The 22,462-nt window shown below is 42.4% G+C and carries 23 protein-coding genes; 15 read left to right on the forward strand and 8 right to left on the reverse strand.

What is annotated here, in order from left to right; genetic code table 11:
- The first annotated feature begins 11 nt into the window (after window positions 1-11).
- Window positions 12-1,151 (forward strand): terpene synthase family protein, encoded by a 1,140-nt coding sequence (locus PR795_RS09605; protein ID WP_272516821.1) that lies wholly within the window; start codon window positions 12-14, stop codon window positions 1,149-1,151.
- Window positions 1,152-1,159: 8 nt separating this feature from the next.
- Here the strand turns inward: PR795_RS09605 and PR795_RS09610 are convergent, their stop codons facing one another.
- Both PR795_RS09610 and PR795_RS09615 read right to left on the reverse strand, forming a co-directional pair.
- On the reverse strand, window positions 1,160-1,759 hold the full coding sequence (locus tag PR795_RS09610; protein WP_036959691.1) for a glutathione S-transferase family protein: 600 nt from the start codon (window positions 1,757-1,759) through the stop codon (window positions 1,160-1,162).
- A gap of 50 nt (window positions 1,760-1,809) precedes the next feature.
- Window positions 1,810-2,508, reverse strand: a complete 699-nt coding sequence (locus PR795_RS09615) for a helix-turn-helix transcriptional regulator (RefSeq protein ID WP_181480504.1) — start codon at window positions 2,506-2,508, stop codon at window positions 1,810-1,812.
- A gap of 219 nt (window positions 2,509-2,727) precedes the next feature.
- Between PR795_RS09615 and PR795_RS09620 the strand changes: the two genes are divergently transcribed.
- The 6 genes from PR795_RS09620 to PR795_RS09645 are packed head-to-tail and all read left to right on the forward strand — an operon-like array spanning window position 2,728 to window position 8,465.
- Complete coding sequence (locus tag PR795_RS09620; RefSeq protein WP_006659569.1) at window positions 2,728-3,945, forward strand: ABC transporter substrate-binding protein; 1,218 nt, start codon at window positions 2,728-2,730, stop codon at window positions 3,943-3,945.
- Between the two features lie 48 nt (window positions 3,946-3,993).
- Window positions 3,994-4,857, forward strand: a complete 864-nt coding sequence (locus PR795_RS09625) for a carbohydrate ABC transporter permease (protein ID WP_006663042.1) — start codon at window positions 3,994-3,996, stop codon at window positions 4,855-4,857.
- Between the two features lie 2 nt (window positions 4,858-4,859).
- Window positions 4,860-5,672 (forward strand): carbohydrate ABC transporter permease, encoded by an 813-nt coding sequence (locus PR795_RS09630; protein ID WP_006659567.1) that lies wholly within the window; start codon window positions 4,860-4,862, stop codon window positions 5,670-5,672.
- 12 nt (window positions 5,673-5,684) lie between these two features.
- Window positions 5,685-6,725, forward strand: a complete 1,041-nt coding sequence (locus PR795_RS09635; protein WP_006659566.1) for an ABC transporter ATP-binding protein — start codon at window positions 5,685-5,687, stop codon at window positions 6,723-6,725.
- Window positions 6,715-7,455, forward strand: a complete 741-nt coding sequence (locus PR795_RS09640; protein WP_006663039.1) for a ribonuclease Z — start codon at window positions 6,715-6,717, stop codon at window positions 7,453-7,455. Before PR795_RS09635 ends, PR795_RS09640 begins: the two co-directional genes overlap by 11 nt.
- Entirely contained in the window at window positions 7,452-8,465 is a 1,014-nt protein-coding gene (locus PR795_RS09645; protein WP_036959695.1) for a LacI family DNA-binding transcriptional regulator, read from the forward strand. The genes PR795_RS09640 and PR795_RS09645 overlap by 4 nt, the downstream gene beginning before the upstream one ends.
- A 35-nt stretch (window positions 8,466-8,500) precedes the next feature.
- On the opposite strand, the gene mobB is transcribed toward PR795_RS09645, so the two are convergent.
- Complete coding sequence (gene mobB, locus PR795_RS09650; protein ID WP_006659563.1) at window positions 8,501-9,019, reverse strand: molybdopterin-guanine dinucleotide biosynthesis protein MobB; 519 nt, start codon at window positions 9,017-9,019, stop codon at window positions 8,501-8,503.
- A gap of 2 nt (window positions 9,020-9,021) precedes the next feature.
- Complete coding sequence (gene mobA, locus PR795_RS09655; protein WP_006659562.1) at window positions 9,022-9,609, reverse strand: molybdenum cofactor guanylyltransferase MobA; 588 nt, start codon at window positions 9,607-9,609, stop codon at window positions 9,022-9,024.
- A gap of 214 nt (window positions 9,610-9,823) precedes the next feature.
- Here mobA and PR795_RS09660 point away from each other — a divergent pair, with 214 nt between their 5' ends.
- From PR795_RS09660 to PR795_RS18130, 5 genes are all read left to right on the forward strand, one after another.
- Entirely contained in the window at window positions 9,824-10,093 is a 270-nt protein-coding gene (locus PR795_RS09660) for a YihD family protein (RefSeq protein ID WP_006659561.1), read from the forward strand.
- Between the two features lie 6 nt (window positions 10,094-10,099).
- Window positions 10,100-11,095, forward strand: a complete 996-nt coding sequence (locus tag PR795_RS09665; RefSeq protein ID WP_036966595.1) for a serine/threonine protein kinase — start codon at window positions 10,100-10,102, stop codon at window positions 11,093-11,095.
- A 33-nt stretch (window positions 11,096-11,128) separates the two neighbouring features.
- Complete coding sequence (gene dsbA, locus PR795_RS09670) at window positions 11,129-11,752, forward strand: thiol:disulfide interchange protein DsbA (RefSeq protein WP_006663036.1); 624 nt, start codon at window positions 11,129-11,131, stop codon at window positions 11,750-11,752.
- Between the two features lie 329 nt (window positions 11,753-12,081).
- The gene (gene polA, locus PR795_RS09675) at window positions 12,082-14,886 is read left to right on the forward strand and encodes a DNA polymerase I (protein ID WP_181480505.1); all 2,805 of its coding nucleotides are present in this window, start codon (window positions 12,082-12,084) and stop codon (window positions 14,884-14,886) included.
- Window positions 14,887-15,435: 549 nt separating this feature from the next.
- The gene (locus PR795_RS18130; RefSeq protein WP_438361642.1) at window positions 15,436-15,483 is read left to right on the forward strand and encodes a hypothetical protein; all 48 of its coding nucleotides are present in this window, start codon (window positions 15,436-15,438) and stop codon (window positions 15,481-15,483) included.
- 113 nt (window positions 15,484-15,596) lie between these two features.
- On the opposite strand, the gene yihA is transcribed toward PR795_RS18130, so the two are convergent.
- On the reverse strand, window positions 15,597-16,217 hold the full coding sequence (gene yihA / locus PR795_RS09680; RefSeq protein WP_006659556.1) for a ribosome biogenesis GTP-binding protein YihA/YsxC: 621 nt from the start codon (window positions 16,215-16,217) through the stop codon (window positions 15,597-15,599).
- Window positions 16,218-16,484: 267 nt separating this feature from the next.
- On the opposite strand from yihA, the gene ppiA reads away from it, so the two are divergent.
- The 3 genes from ppiA to PR795_RS09695 all read left to right on the forward strand — a co-directional run bounded on the left by ppiA (window position 16,485) and on the right by PR795_RS09695 (window position 19,406).
- Window positions 16,485-17,057 (forward strand): peptidylprolyl isomerase A, encoded by a 573-nt coding sequence (gene ppiA / locus PR795_RS09685; RefSeq protein ID WP_006659555.1) that lies wholly within the window; start codon window positions 16,485-16,487, stop codon window positions 17,055-17,057.
- 424 nt (window positions 17,058-17,481) lie between these two features.
- On the forward strand, window positions 17,482-18,057 hold the full coding sequence (locus tag PR795_RS09690) for an aminodeoxychorismate synthase component II (RefSeq protein ID WP_006659554.1): 576 nt from the start codon (window positions 17,482-17,484) through the stop codon (window positions 18,055-18,057).
- Between the two features lie 131 nt (window positions 18,058-18,188).
- A complete protein-coding gene (locus tag PR795_RS09695; RefSeq protein WP_181480506.1) occupies window positions 18,189-19,406 on the forward strand; it encodes an aspartate aminotransferase family protein in 1,218 nt (405 codons plus the stop codon).
- A gap of 45 nt (window positions 19,407-19,451) precedes the next feature.
- Here the strand turns inward: PR795_RS09695 and PR795_RS09700 are convergent, their stop codons facing one another.
- From PR795_RS09700 to crp, 3 genes are all read right to left on the reverse strand, one after another.
- A complete protein-coding gene (locus PR795_RS09700) occupies window positions 19,452-20,687 on the reverse strand; it encodes a hypothetical protein (RefSeq protein ID WP_232373758.1) in 1,236 nt (411 codons plus the stop codon).
- Window positions 20,688-20,874: 187 nt separating this feature from the next.
- The gene (locus PR795_RS09705; protein WP_181480508.1) at window positions 20,875-21,525 is read right to left on the reverse strand and encodes a hypothetical protein; all 651 of its coding nucleotides are present in this window, start codon (window positions 21,523-21,525) and stop codon (window positions 20,875-20,877) included.
- 169 nt (window positions 21,526-21,694) lie between these two features.
- Window positions 21,695-22,327, reverse strand: coding sequence for a cAMP-activated global transcriptional regulator CRP (crp, locus tag PR795_RS09710; protein ID WP_006659550.1), 633 nt, complete (start codon window positions 22,325-22,327; stop codon window positions 21,695-21,697).
- Window positions 22,328-22,462: the final 135 nt, after the last annotated feature.

Below are 22,462 nucleotides of genomic sequence, written 5' to 3' on the forward strand. Positions count from 1 at the left end.
GAGGTCATTGCATGCCATTACAACTTCCTTCTCTACCTCACCCATTTTTACCCGCTATTCATCCTAGCTTTTATCCCAACAATCCCACACCTTATATTCAACTTGATGAGTATGACCATCACCCATTTGAAAAAGTCACTCGGGACTATGCTGACCACTTTGAGTTATACGCTGATGACACCCAACGAGCGCGGCTGGCAAACTGTCATTGTGCATGGTTTGGTTCGTTAATGTTTCCGGTCGGCAGTGATGAGCTACTGCAAATCGGCATTGATTTTTGTATGTGGTCAATTGCTTACGACGATGAATACTGCGATGAGGGGGAAGTCGCACATCAACCTGAAAAGCTGATTCAATATTCAGCAGAGATTTGGCGACAATTTGAGGTGCCGGAATACAAGCTATCTAATGATCGATACGCGCTTGCTGCGCGCGACCTACGTATTCGCTTAGATAAATACGCAACGGCAGAACAAACCGCGAGATTTGTGGAGTATATTCGGGTGTATATGATGGCAGAAATGTGGAAAGCCGTGAACCCAGCCCCTTCATTGAATGACTATATGACGATCCGTTTAACGGGAGGTGGCGCACTTGCTTTTCCGACATTAGGGCACATTATTGCAAATGTGGATATTGCTCAGCGTGACTATGAAAATCGTAAAGTTCGCGTGTTATTTGAAGCGCTAGCCAACTTAATGGTATGGGAAGCGGAGCCTCACGCTTATATCAAAGAATCTGTACGTGGTGCGACGGATAAAGAACATAATTTAATTCGTGTGCTGATGCGTGAGCGTCAATATGGGTTCGATGAGGCAATTCAGGAATATTTGGAGATGCGTGATCGGCTACTTGGGCTGATTTTACGTTTGAAAAAAGATATTGAAAAAGAAGCCCCTGCGGGTGTCTGCGAATATATTGAAACGTTGATTCGCTACTATATGGGCGCGACAGTCTGGTCACAAAACACACGACGCTATAAATCTATCAGCGGTCAGGGCGGAGAGAGTGTGTTTGAGGGAGGGCGTTTGACGGAGCAACTTCCAGAGTCACAATTTAATGCAACTCAGCCGATTGATTTTGATGCGGTTCGTTGGTGGTGGCATTACGATCCCTTGAATTCATTCGACATGTTTTCAAGGGATGCGTAGAGAACGTACTATATTGCCAGCAGCGCAGCAATCTCTGGGTGTGTTGCTAAGTTATCCATATATTTTTGCATCGCAGGGGTGGCGGTATAGTTACAATATTTAGTTAAAAACATCACAAAGCAGCCCACATACACATCAACTGCCATCAATGTTTCACCACAAATATACGGTTTGGCACTGGCAAGGCAGACATCTAGTGTTGCTAAAGTGCGTTCAACGCTGCCAAAGCCTGACGATTTTTGCTGTTCTTCTGTTAATTCCACACCTAAATCAAGGACGGTAAACGCAGATTCAATCGGACCTGCGGTGAATAAAAACCAGCGGTAATAAGCACCACGCTCAGGGCTATTGAGTGCTGGAGCAAAGCCTTTTTCAATAAATTTATCGGCTAAATAAAGACAAATCGCCGCACATTCAGTAACAATGACATCTCCATCAACTAATGCGGGTACTTTTGCCATCGGATTAATGGCAAGGTATTCCTTGGTGTGCATCTCTGCACCATAAGCTAATTCAATGCGCTTATAGGGAACGTCCATCATTTTTAAGAGTAATTCAGCGGTATTGCCGCGGGACATTGCATTGGTAAATAGAACTAGCTCGCTCATCGTGATTTTCCTTAAATGAAGTAGAACACTCACTATAGGCGAGAGCAGTGTCAGAAATTGTCAGGAGTGACACACAAGACTTCTTGTTGCCAACGGGTGAGTAAATAGCCTTTCGGGTAGGGAAGTGTCTCGCTTAACACGGTGTAAGATTGCATTCTATCTAAGCGGAAATGGCGATAGCTTTGGCGCAGCTCGCACCACGCGGCTAACACTTGGGTATCTTTCATATAGCCCACCGCAATCGGCCAAATAATCCGTTCACTGGGTTGCCCTTTAATATCCATATACGCTATTTTGGCTTTGCGCTCTTCCCGTAAACTCAAGCGCAAATTTTTAGCCACATGCTCGTCAACTTCATTAAGCTGAGTTGTCGGGGCAAATAAAGTATTACTGTTTAGGATGATCTGCGCCTCTTTACCCACCACGGCATTAATTTTATTGAGCGTGCGTAGCGCTGAATTTTTGAGTTCTGTATCAGCGTTACTTTGTACCCAGCGTAACCCTAAAATCAGCGCTTCCAATTCATTTTCATCGAACATCAATGGTGGCAGTAATAATCCGCTTTTTAACTGATAACCGATGCCAGCTTCACCAGTAATTTCAGCCCCTTGGTCGCGTAGCGATTCAATATCACGATAAATGGAACGAACACTCACTTCTAACTGACAGGCAAGGGCGTCTGCGGTAACCGGATAGCGATTCTCTTTCAGGATCTGGATCAGCGTGAGTAGGCGTTGGGTGCGAGTCATTCAGCTCTCAATTAGGATGTTATGCAAGTTATTGTCATCATACTAAAGAAAGTAGCAATGTAATGCTAATCGTCTTCACTACACTCCATAAAACCTTCACTTCTTATTCATCTCACTGTCATCTCCCCGCCGTAGCCTGCCATGGCAATTTGAACACGCGTGCAAAAAAAATCACTTAACAAAAATTCGTACTGCAAAACCAAACACTAGGAGAAGCAAATGATTAAGCGCACATTATTGGCATCAGCTCTGATCGCCTCAACATTTGGCGCTAGCGCCGCAGAATTAGTTATTGCCGGTCGAGACAGTGGTTACGGTGATGCGATGCAGTTTGTTGTCGATGAATATAAAAAAAATAATCCAAAAGCAGAAATCACGCTAGTGAAGCGTCCAAGTAAAGGGTTATACGAAAGCGTCGTGCTCTCCATGCGCGAAAAGACGGGCAACTATGATGTGATTTTAATGGACGACACATGGGCACCTGAGTTCCTTGCTAATAAGTGGTTATCTCCGCTTCCTGATGCATTACACGATAAAGACTTTATTCAATCCACCGTGGATATTGGTCGCCAAGATGGTCAAGGGGCGACCTATGCGTTACCAATGGTAGGTAACGTGGCGATGTTCGCTTGGAATAAAGACCTCTTCGACCAGTATAAACTTCAGCAACCGAAAACATGGACGGATGTGTTGAACTCAGCGAAAACCATTAGCCAAGATGGCAAAGCCAATGGCGTGGTTTATCGTGGTGTGAAAGGTAACCCGATCGTGACGGGATTTTTACCAATTCTGTGGGGATATGGTGGCGATGTTGTTGATGCTAACGGTAAACCAACCTTAAATACTCCACAAGCCAAACAAGCGTTAGAAACGTTCTTGGCGATGAAGCAATATGCACCGAAAGGTGTCGATGTGTATAACGCCGATGAAGTGCGTGATGCGTTACAAAAAGGCACAGCGGCGATGGCAATCGAAGTGTGGCCAGCATGGGTGCCTGATCTTGATAATGCCAAGGTATCAAATGTGGTGGGTAAAATGGAAATGATGGCACCTCCCGCAGAAACAGGGCAGTCAGCACCAATGTTAGGTATTTGGCAGTTAGCCATTCCGGCGGACGCGAAAAACAAAGCAGAAGCCGAGCAATTCCTCGCATTTGCTAGCAGTGCAGCGATGCAAAAAGCTTTAGCGCTAAATTTTGGTACGCCACCTACCCGTCATAGTGTGTATGCAGACCCCCAAGTCGTAAATCAATACCGTTGGTATCCACAACAAGCCGCCGCATTAGAGGCCGGTAAAGCGCGCCCACGTATTCAAAATTGGGCAGAAGTGGAAAGTATTCTTGGGGACTTTTTACAAATGGCGATGATGGGGCAAATGACCGCAGATCAAGCTTTGGAACAAGCGCAAAAACGTATTGAACGTAGCACCAAAAAATAGTGATGTTTTCATGGCGCTAGCTTCTAGCGCCTTTATGGAATGCTGAGTATGTTATTTGAAAATCGTAAACAGCTGTTTTGGCTACTTTTCCCCGCACTTATTATGCTGGGATTATTGACGCTGTATCCCATCGTATCCGTGCTGTATCACGCATTTGGGCAGGTAGATTATATCGATGATAGTTATCACTTTATTGGCTGGTCAAACTTTGCTGAATTGTTCGATGACTTTTTCTTTCTGGCTGCCATCAAAAATACGTTCATTTTTACGCTAGTAGCGTCCATCGCCCAGGTTCTCTTAGGACTGTGGCTAGCACTGCTGTTTAACCGTCAATTTGCTGGGCGAAAATTTGCTTTACCTATCATTATCTACCCAATGATGCTCTCAACACTGGTGTGTTCATCGATTTGGCGCTCTTGGTATAACTATGATTTTGGTTTTTTAAATAGTTTGCTGGTGGCTATCGGACTCCCCCCCCAAGAGTGGTTATTCAATCCGAATTTAGCCCTGTATGCCATTGCATTAGTTGATACATGGCAATGGACACCGATGGCATTTCTGATCATTTTGGCGGGTTTACAGTCCATTCCTAAAGATATTGGCGAAGCGGCGATGGTGGATGGTGCAAAAGGTTGGAAATCCTTTATTTACATCACGCTCCCGTTAATCAAAAAACAGCTGATGTTGGCGTTTTTACTGCGTTCTATCGATACATTTAAGTTATTCGACAAAGTGTATGTGATGACAGGTGGGGGGCCAGGCAACTCCACCGAGACATTATCGATGTTTGTCTATAAATACGGTTTTCGATTCTTCGATTTAGGCATGGCGAGCGCGGCGGCATTAGTGATGCTGGCGATTTCATTACTGATGACGTTGATTTATGCCCGTAACGTCATGAAAGGGCGCTGATTATGAAAGCAAAAATACATACGTTAATTGTTTGGATTGCCGTTTTTAGTATGACGCTACCCATTATTTGGATGTTTGGCACAGCGTTTAAATCACCCTCTGAAATTTTGCAATCGGGGGCTAAGCTATTACCTAGCCAGCCGAGTTTCTCGGCATTTAAATCCTTATTTGAAGGGGATTTGCTGAGGTTAATTGGTAACACCATTTTAATTTCTGTAGGGGCTACCGCACTCTCTGTGATACTCGCTTTTTTTTGTGCTTACGCCTTAGTGCGTTATCGCTTTCCCGCAAAGCTCGATAACGTGTTTTTACTGGGTGTTTTAATTATCAAAATGATGCCGCCCATTGTCATTGCTATTCCGCTTTATTCTCTGATGAATCACGTTGGGTTACTTAACACGCGTATCGGACTGATTTTGTCTTATCAGGTGTATACCTTGCCGTTTTGTATTTGGATGCTGCTTGGGTTTATCCGCGATATTCCGTTAGAAATTGAAGAAGCGGGCGCGATGGATGGCGCAAATCTATTACGCCGTTTGGGCTATATTGTTTTTCCTCTCTGTGCACCGGGGCTAGTGGCAACAGCAATTTTCTCCATGATCCTAGGCTGGAATGAGTTCTTGTTTTCACTGTTATTTATTCATACGCCGGACAAATTCACCCTCCCACTGTTTATTTCTAATTTTATGACAGAAGACGGCACTGCATGGGGTGAAATGATGGCGATAGGGATTGTTTCTTCACTGCCAATGCTGGCACTTGCGGGCTATATGCAGCGTTATTTACTACGTGGTTTCTCGATGGGATTGAAATAATAGGCGCTTATCATGAAAAAACTTGAACTCATTCAAATTGGTAAAAGTTACGGGGGACACTGCGTAATCCCACAAGTCGATTTAACGATCGATGAGGGTGAATTTGTGGTGTTTGTGGGACCTTCTGGCTGTGGAAAGTCCACATTGCTGCGCATGATTGCAGGGCTGGAATCGATAACAGCAGGAGAGCTGCGACTGAATGGTCAGCGCTTGAATGATGTGCATCCCTCGCTGAGGCATGTGGCAATGGTGTTCCAGTCTTATGCGTTATACCCCCATATGAGTGTCGAGAAAAATATGGGATTCCCGCTCAAAATGGCGGGTATGAGCGCTCGGGATATTACTCAGAAAGTTCGCGCTACCGCCGAAAACTTACAGCTGACGCATTTACTTGGTCGCTTACCATCGGCGCTTTCTGGCGGGCAACGCCAGCGTGTCGCCATTGGTCGTGCAATTGTGCGTGACCCCGAACTCTTTTTATTTGATGAACCGTTGTCGAATCTCGATGCTAAGTTACGCGGCGAGATGCGTATTTACTTGAAACAGCTTCATCAAAACCTAAAGGCCACCATGATTTATGTGACACATGACCAAGTTGAGGCTATGACCTTAGCCGACCGCATCGTCGTCTTAAATCAAGGGCGCATTGAGCAAGTAGGTACGCCAGAAGCGCTATATAACCAACCTGCGAATAAGTTTGTAGCGTCATTTATTGGCTCTCCGGTGATGAACTTTATGACACCACAAGTATTTAATTCGATAGATAGGCGATTACCGATTGAGGCGGCATATGTGGGGGTTCGTCCTAATCAAGTCGTGGTAGACAATCAACACCCCGATGCACTCATGCCAATTTCTGTCGTGGAGCCTCTTGGGCATTCACGTCTCTATTATGGTTCATTACAAGGTCAACACTTTGTGGTGGAAAGTGATCAGGCTTATGTTGCGGGTGATGCGCTGCCGATTAACGTTGGGCGCTCGGCGTTACATTTTTTTGATGCGCAGGAACAACGGATTGAGCCCCAACAAATAAGGACGAACCATGCAGCCTAGTTTTCAAATTACCGTCGTAGGAACGGGGGATGCTTATGACAGTGAGCGGACAAACGCCAGTATCTTGGTGGAAGAATTCGGTTACCAATTGTTAGTAGATTGTGGTCCGTCAGTTCCTCAAGCGCTGTTTGGAAAAATGCATGTGGAGGACTTGGACGCAATTTATCTAACGCATACCCATCCTGATCACTGTTTGGGATTAACGTCTTTGCTGAATTGGATGGATTCATACCAGCGTAAGCGCCCACTGACGATTATTGCTCAGCGGGAACAATGGGTGCTATTAGCGCCGCTTCTTGCCTTTGCCCATTGGCCTAAAGCGCAATTAGGTTTTGAAATCATCCAACAAAATAGTGAAGAGATTCAATTTATTGGTGATTGGAAAGTGACAACGGCGTTAACGCAGCATTCGGTGAGTAATCGTAGCTTGCACCTGACGGCGAATTCGGGGCGCAGCCTGTTTTACTCAGGGGATGGTGAGATTTCGCCCCAAGGGGAACAACTGGCGTTACAAAGTGATTGGGTATTTTTGGAGTGTGAAACCCTCGATATTCATCCGAGTCATGGCTCTTGGGCGTCTCTACACCAGCGATTACAAAAGTTATCTCCAAAATCGAATAGCCAATGGCGGCTTTATCATATTGAGCAGCGTTCCCGAGATAGCTTGAGTGAACATATTGTCGAATATCCGTTTCTTCAGTTGGCTCAGCAGGGGGAATGCTTAGCATGATGCACAACCGAAAAGTAACGGCATCCGACGTTGCAGAGATTGCGGGTGTTTCGCGTTCGTCAGTATCTCGGGCGTTTACTGAAGGGGCAAGTATCCACCCGAAAAAACAGCAAAAAATCCTAGAAGCGGCGAAAAAGTTGGGGTATCAACCCAATTTTTTTGCTCGTACGCTCGGTATGCCCTCTCAGAAAAAACGTTCGAATATTGTGGCTATTCTGGTCAGTGATTTATCGAACCCCTATGAGTCTTATTTGTTTGAAGCGTTATCTAGCGCCTTACAAGGCCATGGGAAACAGCCTATGCTGCTGAATGTGAAACAGGCGAGCGATCTTGATGGTGCGATTCTACAACTATCGGGCTACCAAATTGATGGGGTGGTAGCGGTGGTAGGGTCACTTCCTGCGGAACATTTTCATCTGTGCCTAAAGCTCTCGTTACCACTCATTACCTTGGGTCGTGCTGATGCCACAGGGTTGATTCCGTCAGTGCAAACGAATAATCAATTAGCGGGGGAAATGGCGGCAAAATACCTATTAAGTTTAGGATTAAGCAAGCTAGGATTTATGGCAGGAAGAGGGGATGGTCAAGCATCAAATGAACGTTATCAAGGATTTAAGCGTTATTTAATGGCATTAGGTCAGCCAGAACCGATCTGCTTATCAGCAGGAAGCTACCGCTACCAAGCTGGATTTGAGGCAGCATTATTGCATCAACCGCAGATGACATCCTTAGAGGGACTCTTCTGTGCTGCGGACTCTTTGGCACTAGGCGTGATGGATTATTGCCGCCAAAGGTTAAATATCGAGATCCCACAACAATTACGGATAATTGGGTGCGATAATATTCCAATGGCGGGATGGGAAGGGTATCAACTTACAACGTTGGCGCAGCCAGTGAATAGCATTGCTCAGCAAGTCATGATTTTACTGGAAGGGATTTGGACTCAGTCCTGCTATCAACCAAAACTGATTCAGCTGGAACCGGAACTCATCGTGCGAAAAAGTGCATAAAAAACGCCTACAATGAGGCGTTTTGTGTATTTAGGTTACTGGCTTTTTTGCCACCAAGAGACAATGTAATCAGCTACTTGGTCTGGATTATTGATATCCAACTGTGGGACATTGGTATCGATGATTTCGTCGCTGGCGACTGCCACAACATACTCATCAATTAAGCCATTTAAGGGTTTACCAACATCGGATCGGAACAGTGCGATCTTATCGATAGGCTCACCTTTAAAGCCCTCAACTAAGATCAGATCTAATGAGGTAGGATCAAAACGGCTGGCAAGGTAATTCAGGTTCATATCATTGCATTCAGGGGTTTCGGTCATTAATGCCCAGCGTTGATTACTGGCGACTAACGTTTGATCTGCACCTGCTTTGCGTAATTCATAACTGTCTTTGCCCGGTGTATCAATCTCCATATCGTGATGCGTGTGCTTGATTAAGCCGACACGGACATGGCGTTGTCTCAGTAGCGGGATAACTTTTTTGAGTAGGGTGGTTTTTCCGGTTCCACTGTAGGCGGTGATCCCGAGTAAAGGTAACGTGTTCTGGCTCATGATTATTTTTGTTGCAACTCCCAGTTACGGCTATCTTCCGGCGTATTTAAATTAGCAAATGTGCCGGTTTCAGAGGTAAACATGACGCTTTTTGCATCGATTTCACGCATAAATAGCATCAATTTGCGATCCCCTCTTGCGAGGTAATCATCCAAGGTTTTTTGTAGAGACCGATGAATCAGAGTAAATGTGGGGTGTTCTCGCTCATTATCACAGGCGTAGCAGGCAAGATGCTCACCTTTTTCATGAAACATTTTCTCAGCTAAGTCAGTTGGAAATTCAGGAACATCGCAAGGGACAAATAGCAGCCAATCTGTCGTGGCTTGATGCAGTGCGGCTTGCATACCAGCTAACGGACCTGAAAAATCGGTCGTCAAATCGCTAAAGACAGGCAGCTGGCTTTGAGCATATTCGGCGTGATGGCGATTTGCGTTGATCAGTAACCGACCAACTTGTGGCTGTAAGCGTTCAATAATATAGCGGTACAACGGCTTACCCAATAAAGGTATGAGCCCTTTATCTTGCCCTCCCATGCGAGTGCCTTTGCCGCCTGCGAGGATAACGCCTGTAATTGACTGACGAAATGACATGTTCAATATCTCTGAAAATCTTAGCGAAAATGTTTCAACGAACTTAAATAATTTTTTGAGTATAGTTACAGCTAAAATCTATTCTATTTTCCTATAAAATCAATGAATATTAATACAAGAAACGGTTAAACTTTACTTAGATTGACAACTGTTCCCTTTTTCTATTGTAGGATTATTGGTAACTTGTATCGAATATTCGTGATAAGGAATAAACATGAAATGCCATCGTTTAAATGAAGTCATTGAACTTCTGCATCCAGTATGGAAGGACAACTCAGATTTAAATCTCGTGCAACTATTGCAAAAACTGGCTGATGAAGCGGGTTTTAAAGGCAGTTTATCTGAACTGACTGACGACGTATTAATTTATCATCTGAAAATGCGTGGTACTGATAGTAATGCGGTTATCCCTGGTATTCAAAAAGATTACGAGGATGATTTTAAAACGGCGATTTTGCGCGCGCGTGGCATCATAAAAGACTAAATGGATATGGATTTAACAGAACATTCGAGCTTTAACTTTAGTGGAATCTCCCCTGATGTGATCCTTGATGCGTTGATGGAAGCGGGTATTTATCCCGAATCAGGGCTCACTGAGCTAAATAGCTACGAGAATCGTGTTTACCAATTTCAGGATGAAAATCGCCAGCGCTATGTGGTGAAGTTTTATCGACCTGAGCGTTGGAACCGATCTCAAATTCAAGAAGAGCATGATTTTACCCTTGAGCTGCAAGATGAAGGTCTATCAGTCGCAGCACCGTTAGAATTTGCAGGGCAGACTGTTTTAGAGTTTGGTGGATTTATGTTTGCAGTCTTTCCGAGCATCGGAGGGCGCCAATATGAAACAGATAACTTATTTCAACTTGAAGGGGTAGGGCATTTATTAGGTCGTGTCCATCAGATAGGCAAACAACGAAATTTTGCATTTCGTCCGACTATCGGTGTGGATGAATATCTCGATCAGCCTAGAAATATTATTGCTACGAGTTCATTAATTAGAGAGCGTGATAAAACACCATTAATTGATTCGTTAGATAAGTTGATTGCTCAAGTTAAAATGCTGTGGCCTGCTCAGCAATCGTTTATCCGCCTACAAGGAGATTGTCATCCCGGTAATATTTTGTGGCGGGATGAAGCTTGGCTGGTGGATTTTGATGATGCTCGCAATGGTCCTGCGGTACAAGATTTATGGATGTTGCTCAATGGCTCACGCCAAGAGCAAATTATTCAACTGGATACGTTATTAGAAGCGTATAACGAGTTTTGCGATTTTGATGTACGTGAGTTAAAGCTGATTGAACCGCTACGTGCGATGCGAATGGTGCATTACTTAGGATGGATCCTTCGTCGCTGGCAAGATCCTGCTTTTCCGAAAGCATTCCCATGGATCCAATCTGCTGATTTTTGGCAAAAACAATCAATTGAGTTTGCACAGCAAACCGAACGATTGTTGGAAGTTCCTTTGCAATTGAACCCGCAATTTTAATATTTAAGACTGTGTTTTTGGAGAATGTTTTCTATGAAAAAAATCATGTTGGCTTTGATTGGTATTGCCATGTCTTTTGGTGCCGCAGCAGCAAATTATTCAGAAGGTAAAGAGTACTCTGATGTTAAACCTCCGGTACAGGATTTACCGCAAGTACTAGAGTTTTTCTCATTTTATTGTCCACACTGTTATCAGTTTGAAAGCATATATAAAGTACCACAGACCGTTGAGAAAAACCTGCCAGAAGGCGTGACTAAAGCTCGTTATCATGTTGATTTCTTAGGTCCTTTAGGTGCTCAGCTGACTCAAGCATGGGCAGTCGCGATGGTGCTGAAAGTCGAAGATAAAGTGACCCCAATTCTGTTTGAAGGCGTTCAAAAAACGCAAACTATCAATACCCCAGCAGATATCCGTAATGCGTTTATTAAAGCGGGTGTGACTGGTGAAGAATATGATGCAGCACTGAATAGCTTTGTTGTGAAATCGTTAGTCGCGAAACAGCAAAATGCAGCGCAAGATTTAAAACTGCGCGGCGTGCCAGCGTTATTCGTCGATGGTAAGTACCAAATCCGTAATAATGGTATTTCTGTGGATAACGCAGATGACTATGCTAAAGAGTACTCAAAAGTTGTGAACTTCTTAGTCAATAAAAAATAATCCAAGAAGATAGCGGTAACTTGCCGCTATCTTTTTATTTACGGATTGTCCGTTATCAATATCCACAATTCGACCATCGCCCCTGATTTGTGATACATCAAACCTCTAGTCGCTAACTCATTGATTTTATTTTCTTGTTTTCTTGTTGCAATTCTCTTACTTATTGAATCCGTTAGATAACCAAATTTTACTCACAAAGTTATCCACAGGATATTCGCCAGCATAAAAAACGATAACTGTGTGGGAATTTGAATCTCAAGGTGTATCTGAAGCCACAATGTGGCATCCTATTCCCCATTCATTCCCGATAAACAAGATGATGACAGATTATGGCTCAGATTGCTGAAAATCCCCTTATTTTGGTAGATGGCTCTTCCTACCTGTACCGTGCTTATCATGCATTCCCTCCATTGACCAACAGCGCTGGTGAACCAACCGGAGCGATGTATGGCGTGTTGAATATGCTACGTAGCCTAATCATGCAATACACCCCAAATCATGTGGCTGTTGTCTTTGATGCCAAGGGAAAAACGTTCCGTGATGAATTGTTTGAAAGCTACAAATCCCATCGTCCGCCAATGCCAGATGATTTACGCGCGCAAATTGAGCCATTACATGAAATGGTTGCTGCGATGGGACTTCCTCTGTTGGTGATCCCCGGAGTGGAAGCAGATGACGTGATTGGTACGTTAGCGCGTGAAGCGAGCAGCAAGGGTATGCCGGTGTTAATCAGTACAGGTGATAAAGATATGGCGCAATTAGTCGAGCCAAATATCACGCTAATTAATACTATGACCAACACCATTTTAGGACCTGAAGAAGTGGAAGCAAAATACGGCGTTCCACCAAGTTTAATTATCGACTTCCTCGCGCTAATGGGTGATTCATCGGATAATATTCCGGGTGTCCCAGGCGTTGGCGAAAAAACCGCACTCGCGTTGTTACAAGGTATTGGTAGCTTAGAAGATATCTATAAAAATTTAGAGGCTATTGCTCCATTAGGTTTCCGTGGTTCTAAAACCCTTGCGCCTAAAATGGAAGATAACCGCGAATTAGCGTTTTTATCCTACCAGTTAGCCACTATCAAAACCGATGTTGAACTTGATAAGCCTTGCGAAGAGTTAAAAGTTGCGGAGCTCGATGCGGATAAACTGCATGCATTATTTAGCCGTTATGAATTCAAACGTTGGCTAGCAGATGTTGAAAATGGGACTTGGATGGACGGCAAAGGTGCAAAATCTGCAAAAGTCGCTGAAAGTTATCGTGCTCCAGAAAGCCAGCCAGCAGCAAAAGCTAAGCCAGCAGTACCGACGCTGAGTGCTGAAAATTATGAAACGATTTTAGACAAAGCACAGTTAGACCGTTGGGTAAAAAAACTGAGCGAATCGACGCTGTTTGCCTTTGATACTGAAACCGACAGCTTAGATACTCAAGAAGCTCGCTTAGTGGGAATGTCTTTTGCTATCGAAGCAGGTCGCGCGGCGTATTTACCTGTCGGGCACGATTATCTTGATGCCCCTGCCCAGCTATCGTTGGACGAGGTGATCGCAGTTATGAAGCCTATCTTGGAGAATGAGAAGATTGGCAAAATCGGTCAAAATTTAAAATATGATGCCGAAGTCCTGCTAAATTACGATATTGAACTAAAAGGCATCGCGTTTGATACGATGCTGGAATCGTATGTGTTGAACAGTGTGGCGGGTATGGGACGCCATGATATGGACAGCCTCGCCGATCGTCATCTCAACCACAAAACCGTGAGTTTTGAAGAGATTGCGGGTAAAGGTAAAAAGCAATTAACCTTTAATCAAATTCCATTAGAGCAAGCGGCGAATTATGCTGCCGAAGATGCTGATGTGACGTTGCTATTACATCAAGCGTTATATCCTCAACTGGAGTCTGAACCAAAATTAGCCCATGTTTTCCAGAATATTGAGATGCCACTCGTCCCTGTGCTGGTGCGGATGGAGCGTAAAGGTGTTCTGATTGATGCCGCTGTATTGACGGCTCAATCTCAAGTCATTACGGCGCGTTTAGCTGAATTGGAAAAACAAGCATTCGACTTGGCAGGTGAAGAGTTTAATTTGGCATCGCCAAAACAGCTACAGACGATTTTGTTCGAAAAGCTGCAATTGCCTGTTATTAAGAAAACGCCAAGTGGCGCAGCTTCAACCAATGAAGAAGTGCTCGAAGAGCTAGCCTTAAACCATGCACTACCAAAATTATTGTTAGAACACCGTAGCTTAGCGAAACTCAAATCGACTTATACCGATAAACTGCCACTAATGATTAACCCAAGAACGCAGCGTGTGCATACGTCCTATCATCAAGCTGTGACTGCGACGGGACGTTTATCTTCACGTGACCCGAACTTACAAAACATTCCAGTGCGTACCGAAGAAGGTCGTCGTATCCGCCAAGCGTTTGTGGCTCGTGATGGTTATAAGGTCATGGCTGCGGACTATTCACAAATTGAATTGCGTATCATGGCGCATCTTTCCCAAGATAAAGGCTTACTGACCGCTTTTGCGCAAGGGAAAGATATTCATAGAGCAACAGCTGCGGAGGTCTTCGGTGTTCCATTAGAGGAAGTGACCAGCGACCAACGTCGTAGTGCAAAAGCGATTAACTTTGGCTTGATTTATGGTATGAGCGCATTTGGACTGGCGCGTCAGTTAGGGATCCCTCGCGGAGAAGCACAGCGTTATATGGATCTCTATTTTGAGCGTTACCCGGGCGTATTGCGTTATATGGAAAATACGCGTTTGCAAGCATCAGAACAAGGCTATGTCGAGACATTAGAAGGGCGTAGATTGTATCTCGCAGACATCAAGTCGAGCAACGGTATGCGTCGTAAAGCGGCAGAGCGAGAAGCAATCAATGCACCAATGCAAGGTACCGCAGCCGATATTATCAAAAAGGCGATGATAGCCGTGGATAATTGGCTTGAAACAGAAAAACCAAGTGCGGACATGCTAATGCAAGTACACGATGAATTGGTTTTTGAAGTCAAAGAATCCGAGCTAGAAAAAGTACAAGCAAAAGTGCAGGAGTTGATGGAACAGAGTATGACGTTGGATGTTCCCCTCAAAGTAGAGGTGGGGGTGGGTTCAAACTGGGACGAAGCCCACTAATACTCGTTTACTCGTCATATTCCGGGCTGTAGGGATGGTGGCTGCACTCGGCCACCCTAGTCACATACTTGTGTATGCTCCTAGGAATATCCTCGTTTGCCGCCTACCTACAGCCGCGAACTATTTAGAGTATTGATTGGGAAATAAATAAAAATAGAAAAACGTTTAATAAAACGGTGGGCTATTCAGAATATTGGTTAGTCTGGGTTTTAAAAGCAAAAGATAATGTAAGGCACCCCAAAGGTTGGAGACAATGTTTGGGGTGTTTTTTTATCAGTGGAACATGCGTTAATCTTTCCGCCATTTTATTCTCTTTAAATTGCAGTTAATTCGTCGGTAAAACACTGAATTTTAAAACTATCAGTGAAATGACGTAAGGGATAATTATGCGACTTAGATCTCATAAATATGTAGTAAAAATACGTTTTATGCGAGTTTTTAGACGATTCTCGGAGCTGAATCGTAGTAAGCTTTGAAAAAAAACTACAAAAAGCCTTTTTTTCGAGCGAAAAATAAAGTACATTATCAGGCGTAGGGTACAGAGGTAAGATGTTCTATCTTTCAGACCTTTTACTTCACGTAATCGGATTTAGCTGAATATTAGCTGCTCCAGTCAAGTTTTTGACTGGAGCATTTTTTTTGCATAAATTCTGATGCGCTAACGGCATAGACCGTTGTACGCCGCGATTGGCGTACAAGGAACGAAAAGATTATTCTGCGGAAGTACTGTACCAGCTATCGAGTTTGATACGTAACTTATCAATACCTATCTTTTTCAGTGCCGAGAAATATTCCACTTCAATATCGCCTTCAGCTTCAAGAGGTGCTAATGCTTGGCGAACTTCCATTAATTGTTTCTTTCTCGCGCCAGAAGCCAGTTTGTCAGCTTTGGTGAGTAGAACGAGGACGGGAATGTTCATCGCAACTGACCATTCGATCATTTGCATATCAAGGTCTTTCAGTGGATGACGGATATCCATCAAAATTACTAACCCTTTGATACATTCTCTTTTTTGTAAATATTCACCGAGAGCTTGCTGCCATTTGCGCTTCATGTCTTCAGGCACTTCGGCATAACCGTAGCCCGGGAGGTCAACTAGGCGAATGCCCTCTTCAACTTCAAATAGGTTGATAAGCTGAGTTCTTCCCGGTGTTTTACTGGTACGCGCTAAGCTTTTTTGCTGTGTTAATGCATTTAATGCACTGGATTTGCCCGCGTTAGATCGGCCAGCAAACGCCACCTCAATGCCCGTATCTTTTGGCAGATGACGGATATCGGGGGCACTGATGACAAATTTTGTCATGTGATAGTTGTGGTTTTTAATTGCCATTGGTGGTTCTCCCTGAGTAGCCTCAAAAGGCTGGGGGATTATAGCGACTGAATAGCATACAAACAACAAAAGGGGGATATTTGATGCTATATCTATTTGAGAATGACATTATGCGAAAGCTTTCTCATTTAAATGTCCTACAATTAATTATATTTAGCGAAATTTAACTATTCGGCGTAAATATAGGTAAATCTTTAGCAATTACCCCCGCTTCGCTCTAGAATTGGGCATTAATATGTTTTTGGGTATTAACAAAAGGGATCTTGAATGTTGAAACGAATTTTTGTGCCATTATTGGCAGTCTGTGCGATGAGCACAACTTCTCTTGCATTAGCAGCTGGTGAAACTTACGTTAAATTAGTGACGTCAGCAGGTAATATTGAATTAGAGCTAAATAGTAAAAAAGCCCCTGTTAGTACTGAAAACTTCCTGCAATATGTTAATGAAGGTTATTACAACGGCACCACTTTCCACCGTGTGATTCCCGGCTTTATGATCCAAGGCGGCGGTTTTAATAAAGAATTGCAGCAAAAACAAACTCGTGCACCAATTGCTAACGAAGCTGATAATGGGTTACGTAATTTACGTGGAACCATTGCGATGGCGCGTAGTGCAAATAAAGACAGTGCAACAAGCCAATTCTTTATTAATGTTGCTGATAACGCATTCTTAGATCACGGACAGCGTGATTTTGGCTATGCCGTATTTGGCAAAGTGGTTAAAGGAATGGATGTCGCGGATAAAATTTCGAAAGTCAAAACAGAGAATGTCGGACCATACCAAAATGTTCCTGTTGAACCAATCACGATTATTTCTGCTGAAGTGATTAAAAAGCCTTAATATCTTTCTCATGAAGAGGATGGTTTTCGTTAATCATCCTCTTTATTTCGTTTAAAAACCCTTTCTTTGCATTTTTTCTTATTTCCTAGCTTGCGAATGCATGATTTTTTCGTGGGTTAACCGTATCTTCTGATTTTACCCATCTGACCGTTGTGATTTTACTTTATTGTATTTAAAGCATTTCTTGTCCAATTATGAAATTGTTATATCTCTGTGAATATAATTCCATGATTTTTATATGGAAATTTTTATATTGAAAATAGATTACTTGACTTAAATAGGCTATTTTCCTGTCTTGGCTGTGCTATGATAGCCGCCCTTTGTGTAAATTTATGGATTTTGGGTGGCGCTCTGATTGCTAACCGCTATAAATTATGCATAAACAAAAAACTTATAATGATAAAAATCAGTCGGATAGGCTACTATGCTTTTACTTATTGATAATTACGATTCATTTACATACAACTTATACCAATACTTTTGCGAACTAGGGGCTGAAGTGCTGGTGAAACGTAATGACGAAATTACCATTGAAGAAATTGAACAATTGGCTCCAACCCATTTGGTCATTTCACCCGGTCCTTGTACGCCAGATGAGGCGGGGATTTCTCTGGAAGCGATAAAATATTTTGCGGGCAAAGTACCTATTTTGGGTATTTGCTTAGGTCATCAAGCGATTGGTCAAGCATTTGGCGCATCTGTTGTAAAGGCGCGTGAAGTGATGCACGGCAAAACTTCGTCTATCCATCATAACCATCAGGGGGTATTTAAAGGGCTTAACCGACCTTTAACTGTGACCCGCTACCATTCTCTTGTGATTGCGGCTGAAACACTTCCTGCTTCTTTTGATGTTTCTGCTTGGTCATTGAATAACGGGGATATTGATGAAATTATGGGGATCCGCCACAAAACCCTGCCAATAGAAGGGGTTCAATTCCATCCCGAAAGTATTCTCAGCGAACAAGGTCATGAGCTGTTGAGTAACTTCCTCAAATACTAGTCACTATATTTTCCGGCTAGCAAAATTAATTATGCATATTTTACCCTTTCCTCTTGCTCTTTATTGATTTTTTATTCATATTTGATGCTTATATTTTCACTTAAGCATTCGATAAAGAGCAGGTGAGGGGTATGTCAGAACAACAAGCAGTCAATCGGCAAACTTTCGATCAGGTTATGCTACCTATTTTTTCGCCAGCTGAATTTATTCCAGTTAAAGGCGAAGGGAGCCGCGTTTGGGATCAGCAAGGTAAAGAATATATTGATTTTGCAGGCGGGATTGCGGTTTTAGCGCTAGGTCATTGTCATCCGAGTCTAGTTGCGGCCGTGCGTGACCAAAGCGAAAAACTGTGGCACGTGAGTAATGTTTTTACGAATGAACAGGCGCTAAAACTGGCTCAAAAATTAACGAAAGCAACGTTTGCAGACCGCGCGTTTTTTGTTAATTCAGGTTCTGAAGCAAATGAAGCCGCATTTAAGCTAGCGCGTCGATATGCCATCACCAAATATAGCCCATATAAAACGAAGATCATTGCATTTAAGCAAGCTTTCCATGGCAGAACATTATTTACGGTGTCAGTTGGTGGGCAAGCAAAATATGCAGATGGTTTTGGCCCAAAGCCTGCAGATATTATTCATGTGCCTTTCAATGACCTTGATGCCGTCAAAGCGGTTATCGATGAAAACACGTGTGCAGTCGTGCTGGAACCCGTTCAAGGAGAAGGTGGGGTGACACCTGCAACTCTAGAATTCCTGCAAGGAGTACGTCAACTTTGCGATGAAAATAATGCATTGCTTATTTTTGATGAAGTACAAAGCGGTATGGGGCGTACAGGGAAGCTATTCTCTTATATGCATTACGATGTGACACCTGATATTTTAACCACTGCCAAAGCGCTCGGTGGCGGCTTTCCAATCAGTGCGATGATCACCACTGAAGATATTGCACAAACGATGGAAGTAGGTTCTCACGGTACGACATACGGTGGAAACCCACTAGCATGTGCAGTCGGTAATGCAGCATTCGATATTATCAATACAGATGAAGTGCTTGATGGTGTTGCAAAACGCCGTGAGTTATTTACCGCACACCTAAATAAGCTAAATGACCAACATGGAATTTTTGCTGAAATTCGTGGAATGGGCTTATTAATTGGTGCAGAGCTCAAAGGTAAATTACTGAATCGCTCGAAAGATGTGTTACAAGCCAGTGCAGCAGAAGGGTTGATGATGCTCAGTGCAGGAGCCAACGTGTTGCGCTTCACACCATCACTGATTATTTCTGAGGAAGAGATTAACAGTGGGATGGCGAAACTGACGGCAGCAATAGAAAAGCTATTGGCTGAATAATTAACTCAAAGCTCAAAGAGAGTGATACCTCTTTGAGCTTTAGACTTATTTTCGGGCTGCTATTCTTTGTTTGATAATTTCTGCGTTCTGTTTTTTCACGGCAATATCGGTCTTCAATGCTTTTATTTGCTGTGCATTTCTTACCATTTCTTTGTTGATATTCATAACAAATCCATCTTGTAACTGCGACATTATGGGTTGTTGAGTTCGATGATTTTGTAATCGATTAATTGATTTTTCTTGTTCTAATCGAGAGTTGAAGGTTTTTTTCGACGAGATATTTTTCTTTATTGACTGATTTTCAGTGCTCCTATTTTTCGTCATGTCAGTTGTCGACTTGACTGTACTTCCTGATGTGTAAAGTCCGATCAAATTGCCATTAATTTTCTTCGTTTTTATCGTTTGGGGCGTAGATTTTGTCTCCTGTATAGCCGGGCTTTCCTGTTTTTTATAAGAAAATTCATTTGGAACATTTCTCTCTTCTAATATCGGATTGAATGATGTTGAAGCTCGAGTTTTTTCACTGGCTGAATTCATTCTGGTGTGTGTTGTTTTTGATATCACATTACGAACAGGTTTGATCGTCGATTTTGGTGTATGTCGGGTAACGTGTTCTTTCTGACTATTTTTTGTTAAGTTTACCAGCGTTAAATTCGACGATTTATGCTTAGATAGTCGGTCACTGGATGCTAATTGTTGTTTTGCGCTCACCGGAGTGCCATCTGTACGGAATACCGTTGGTTTTACTGTTGTATTAATCTGTTTCTTTTCTTGTTTCACTGTTTTTAATTTTCGAGATAATGCCGTAGCTGAAGGCTGGGATATTTGTGGTGTAGCTGTGTCAGAAGGTGCTTGCGTGGGGGGGAGGCTATCTTCATGCTGTTCTTCTTTAGCATTAAAATATTGAGCAAATACCGTGCCATCGTAATGATTATGGATTAATGGTTTAGTTTGTTTATCCCATTTTTTAAATTTATTTGATGCAAAATCATCATAAATTTCTTGTTTCCAAGCAGGCAACTTTTCACAGGATTCAAATGACTCATCATCCCATGATGCATCATCCATTGTGGTCATAATAAAATCGTGAGTGGTGTTTTGGTCTTTTAATTCTGTTTCATGATTTTTTAAATTAAAAAAATCATGACGACTTTTTATTTTAGCAATTTGATTGGCAATTAATGAAATTTTAGTCTCAGAACTTAATGAACCTTGGTTGGTTTTTTGGATATAGAGTTTGAGTGCGGAACTGGTGTCACATCGAATTTTTGGGAATGACATGGGCATATGATACCTCACCTTGATAATGTAAAAATGAGGCTAGTTTATTCAGTAATATGTACTTGCAATATAAAAAAACGACTTTAGATAATTAACTAATTGATAAAAAAGGCCTAACAAATAGCGGTTAGGCAAAAGTGTGGCATAAAATCATTGGATCTGTGTAATGATTTAAAATGCGGCTAGACTATTTGTTTTCAAAATTTATTCTTAATTTCGATACGATATTTTTTCCGATTGGCTGGGTTTGTTTTGTTGGGCTAATTAATGGATCTGAAAATTGCATTTTTTTAAAAAATGCATGGCTTTTAGTGTAACTGATTGAATCAATGTTAATATCTTGACCTATAATAGGAATGTAGACTTTCTTTGCTAATATGAGTTTAGGGAAAATCATTTTTTTTGGAGATTCATTAACGAATACAGATGGTTTTATTATGGGCTTGGGTTTGATGACAGGCTTGGGTTGTGTTTGGTTAATCGCTAATTGGGTTTTTTCTCTCTCTAGCGGTTTAGCGGGTTCAGTCTTAGGTTGAGAGATGATACTACTTGGTAAAATATCAGCTTTTAATGTATAGCTTAATTTTGGGATTAATTTAGGCAATTTAGGTAATTGAGGTTTGTTAACTTGTTCTGCAATTTTTTGGGCAACATTGAGCTTCTCCTGACGTTCCTCAAATGACATTTCAATAAAGCTTTTCACTTTATTGGGAACCGATTTTTCTGATTGACTGACTGAATTTATATTACTAGTAAAGCTCATTTCATGAGGTGTATTTAAGAAAGTATTTCTCGGTTCAAGCTGCGATTTATGAATGAAAAGTGATGAATTTAGCATAAAAACTCCTAATAAATAATAGACTCATTATTAGTATTCTATGCAAATGATGGATGGTAATAATATAAAAAAACGCTGGTTTTCATTATTTGAAATAAAAACAGCCAATATATTAAACTATATGGCTGTTTTTATAAGAGGCAGAGCGGAAATGCTCTATCAAAATAAATTATCGTGTGCCGTAGACAACAATTGTTTTACCATGCGCGGAGATTAAATTTTGGTCTTCCAGCATTTTTAAAATACGACCCACTGTTTCACGGGAACAACCGACGATTTGACCAATTTCCTGACGGGTAATTTTAATTTGCATGCCATCAGGGTGAGTCATCGCATCAGGTTGTTTTGCTAAATTTAACAATGTTTGAGCAATACGACCAGTAACGTCTAAGAATGCAAGGTTACCTACTTTTTCGGAAGTGGTTTGCAAGCGATTCGCCATTTGCGCAGAAAGACGCATCAGGATATCTGGGTTGACTTGAATCAGCTGACGGAATTTCTTATAGGAAATTTCAGCGACTTCGCAAGCAACTTTTGCGCGAACCCATGCAGTACGTTCCTGTCCTTCTTCAAATAACCCAAGTTCGCCAATGAAGTCTCCCTGATTTAAATAAGAGAGAATCATTTCTTTGCCTTCTTCATCTTTGATTAAAACAGCCACTGAACCTTTAACAATGTAGTAAAGGGTTTCTGCTTTTTCACCCTGATGGATCAGAGTGCTCTTGGATGGATACTTATGAATATGGCAGTGTGACAAAAACCATTCAAGAGTAGGGTCTGTTTGTGGCTTGCCGAGAACCATTAGCGTTATCCTCTGTATGTTATTGCAACCTTTCGAAAAGTAGGGAAAGGCTGACTTTAAAGTGTCTAGCTTAGCATATTAAGTCACATTGATGCCTATTATTAATGCTGCTATGGACCAATGCAAATTAATATC

The sequence above is a fragment of the Providencia sp. PROV209 genome, assembly GCF_028479485.1.
GTDB classification, from domain to species: Bacteria; Pseudomonadota; Gammaproteobacteria; order Enterobacterales; family Enterobacteriaceae; genus Providencia; species Providencia alcalifaciens.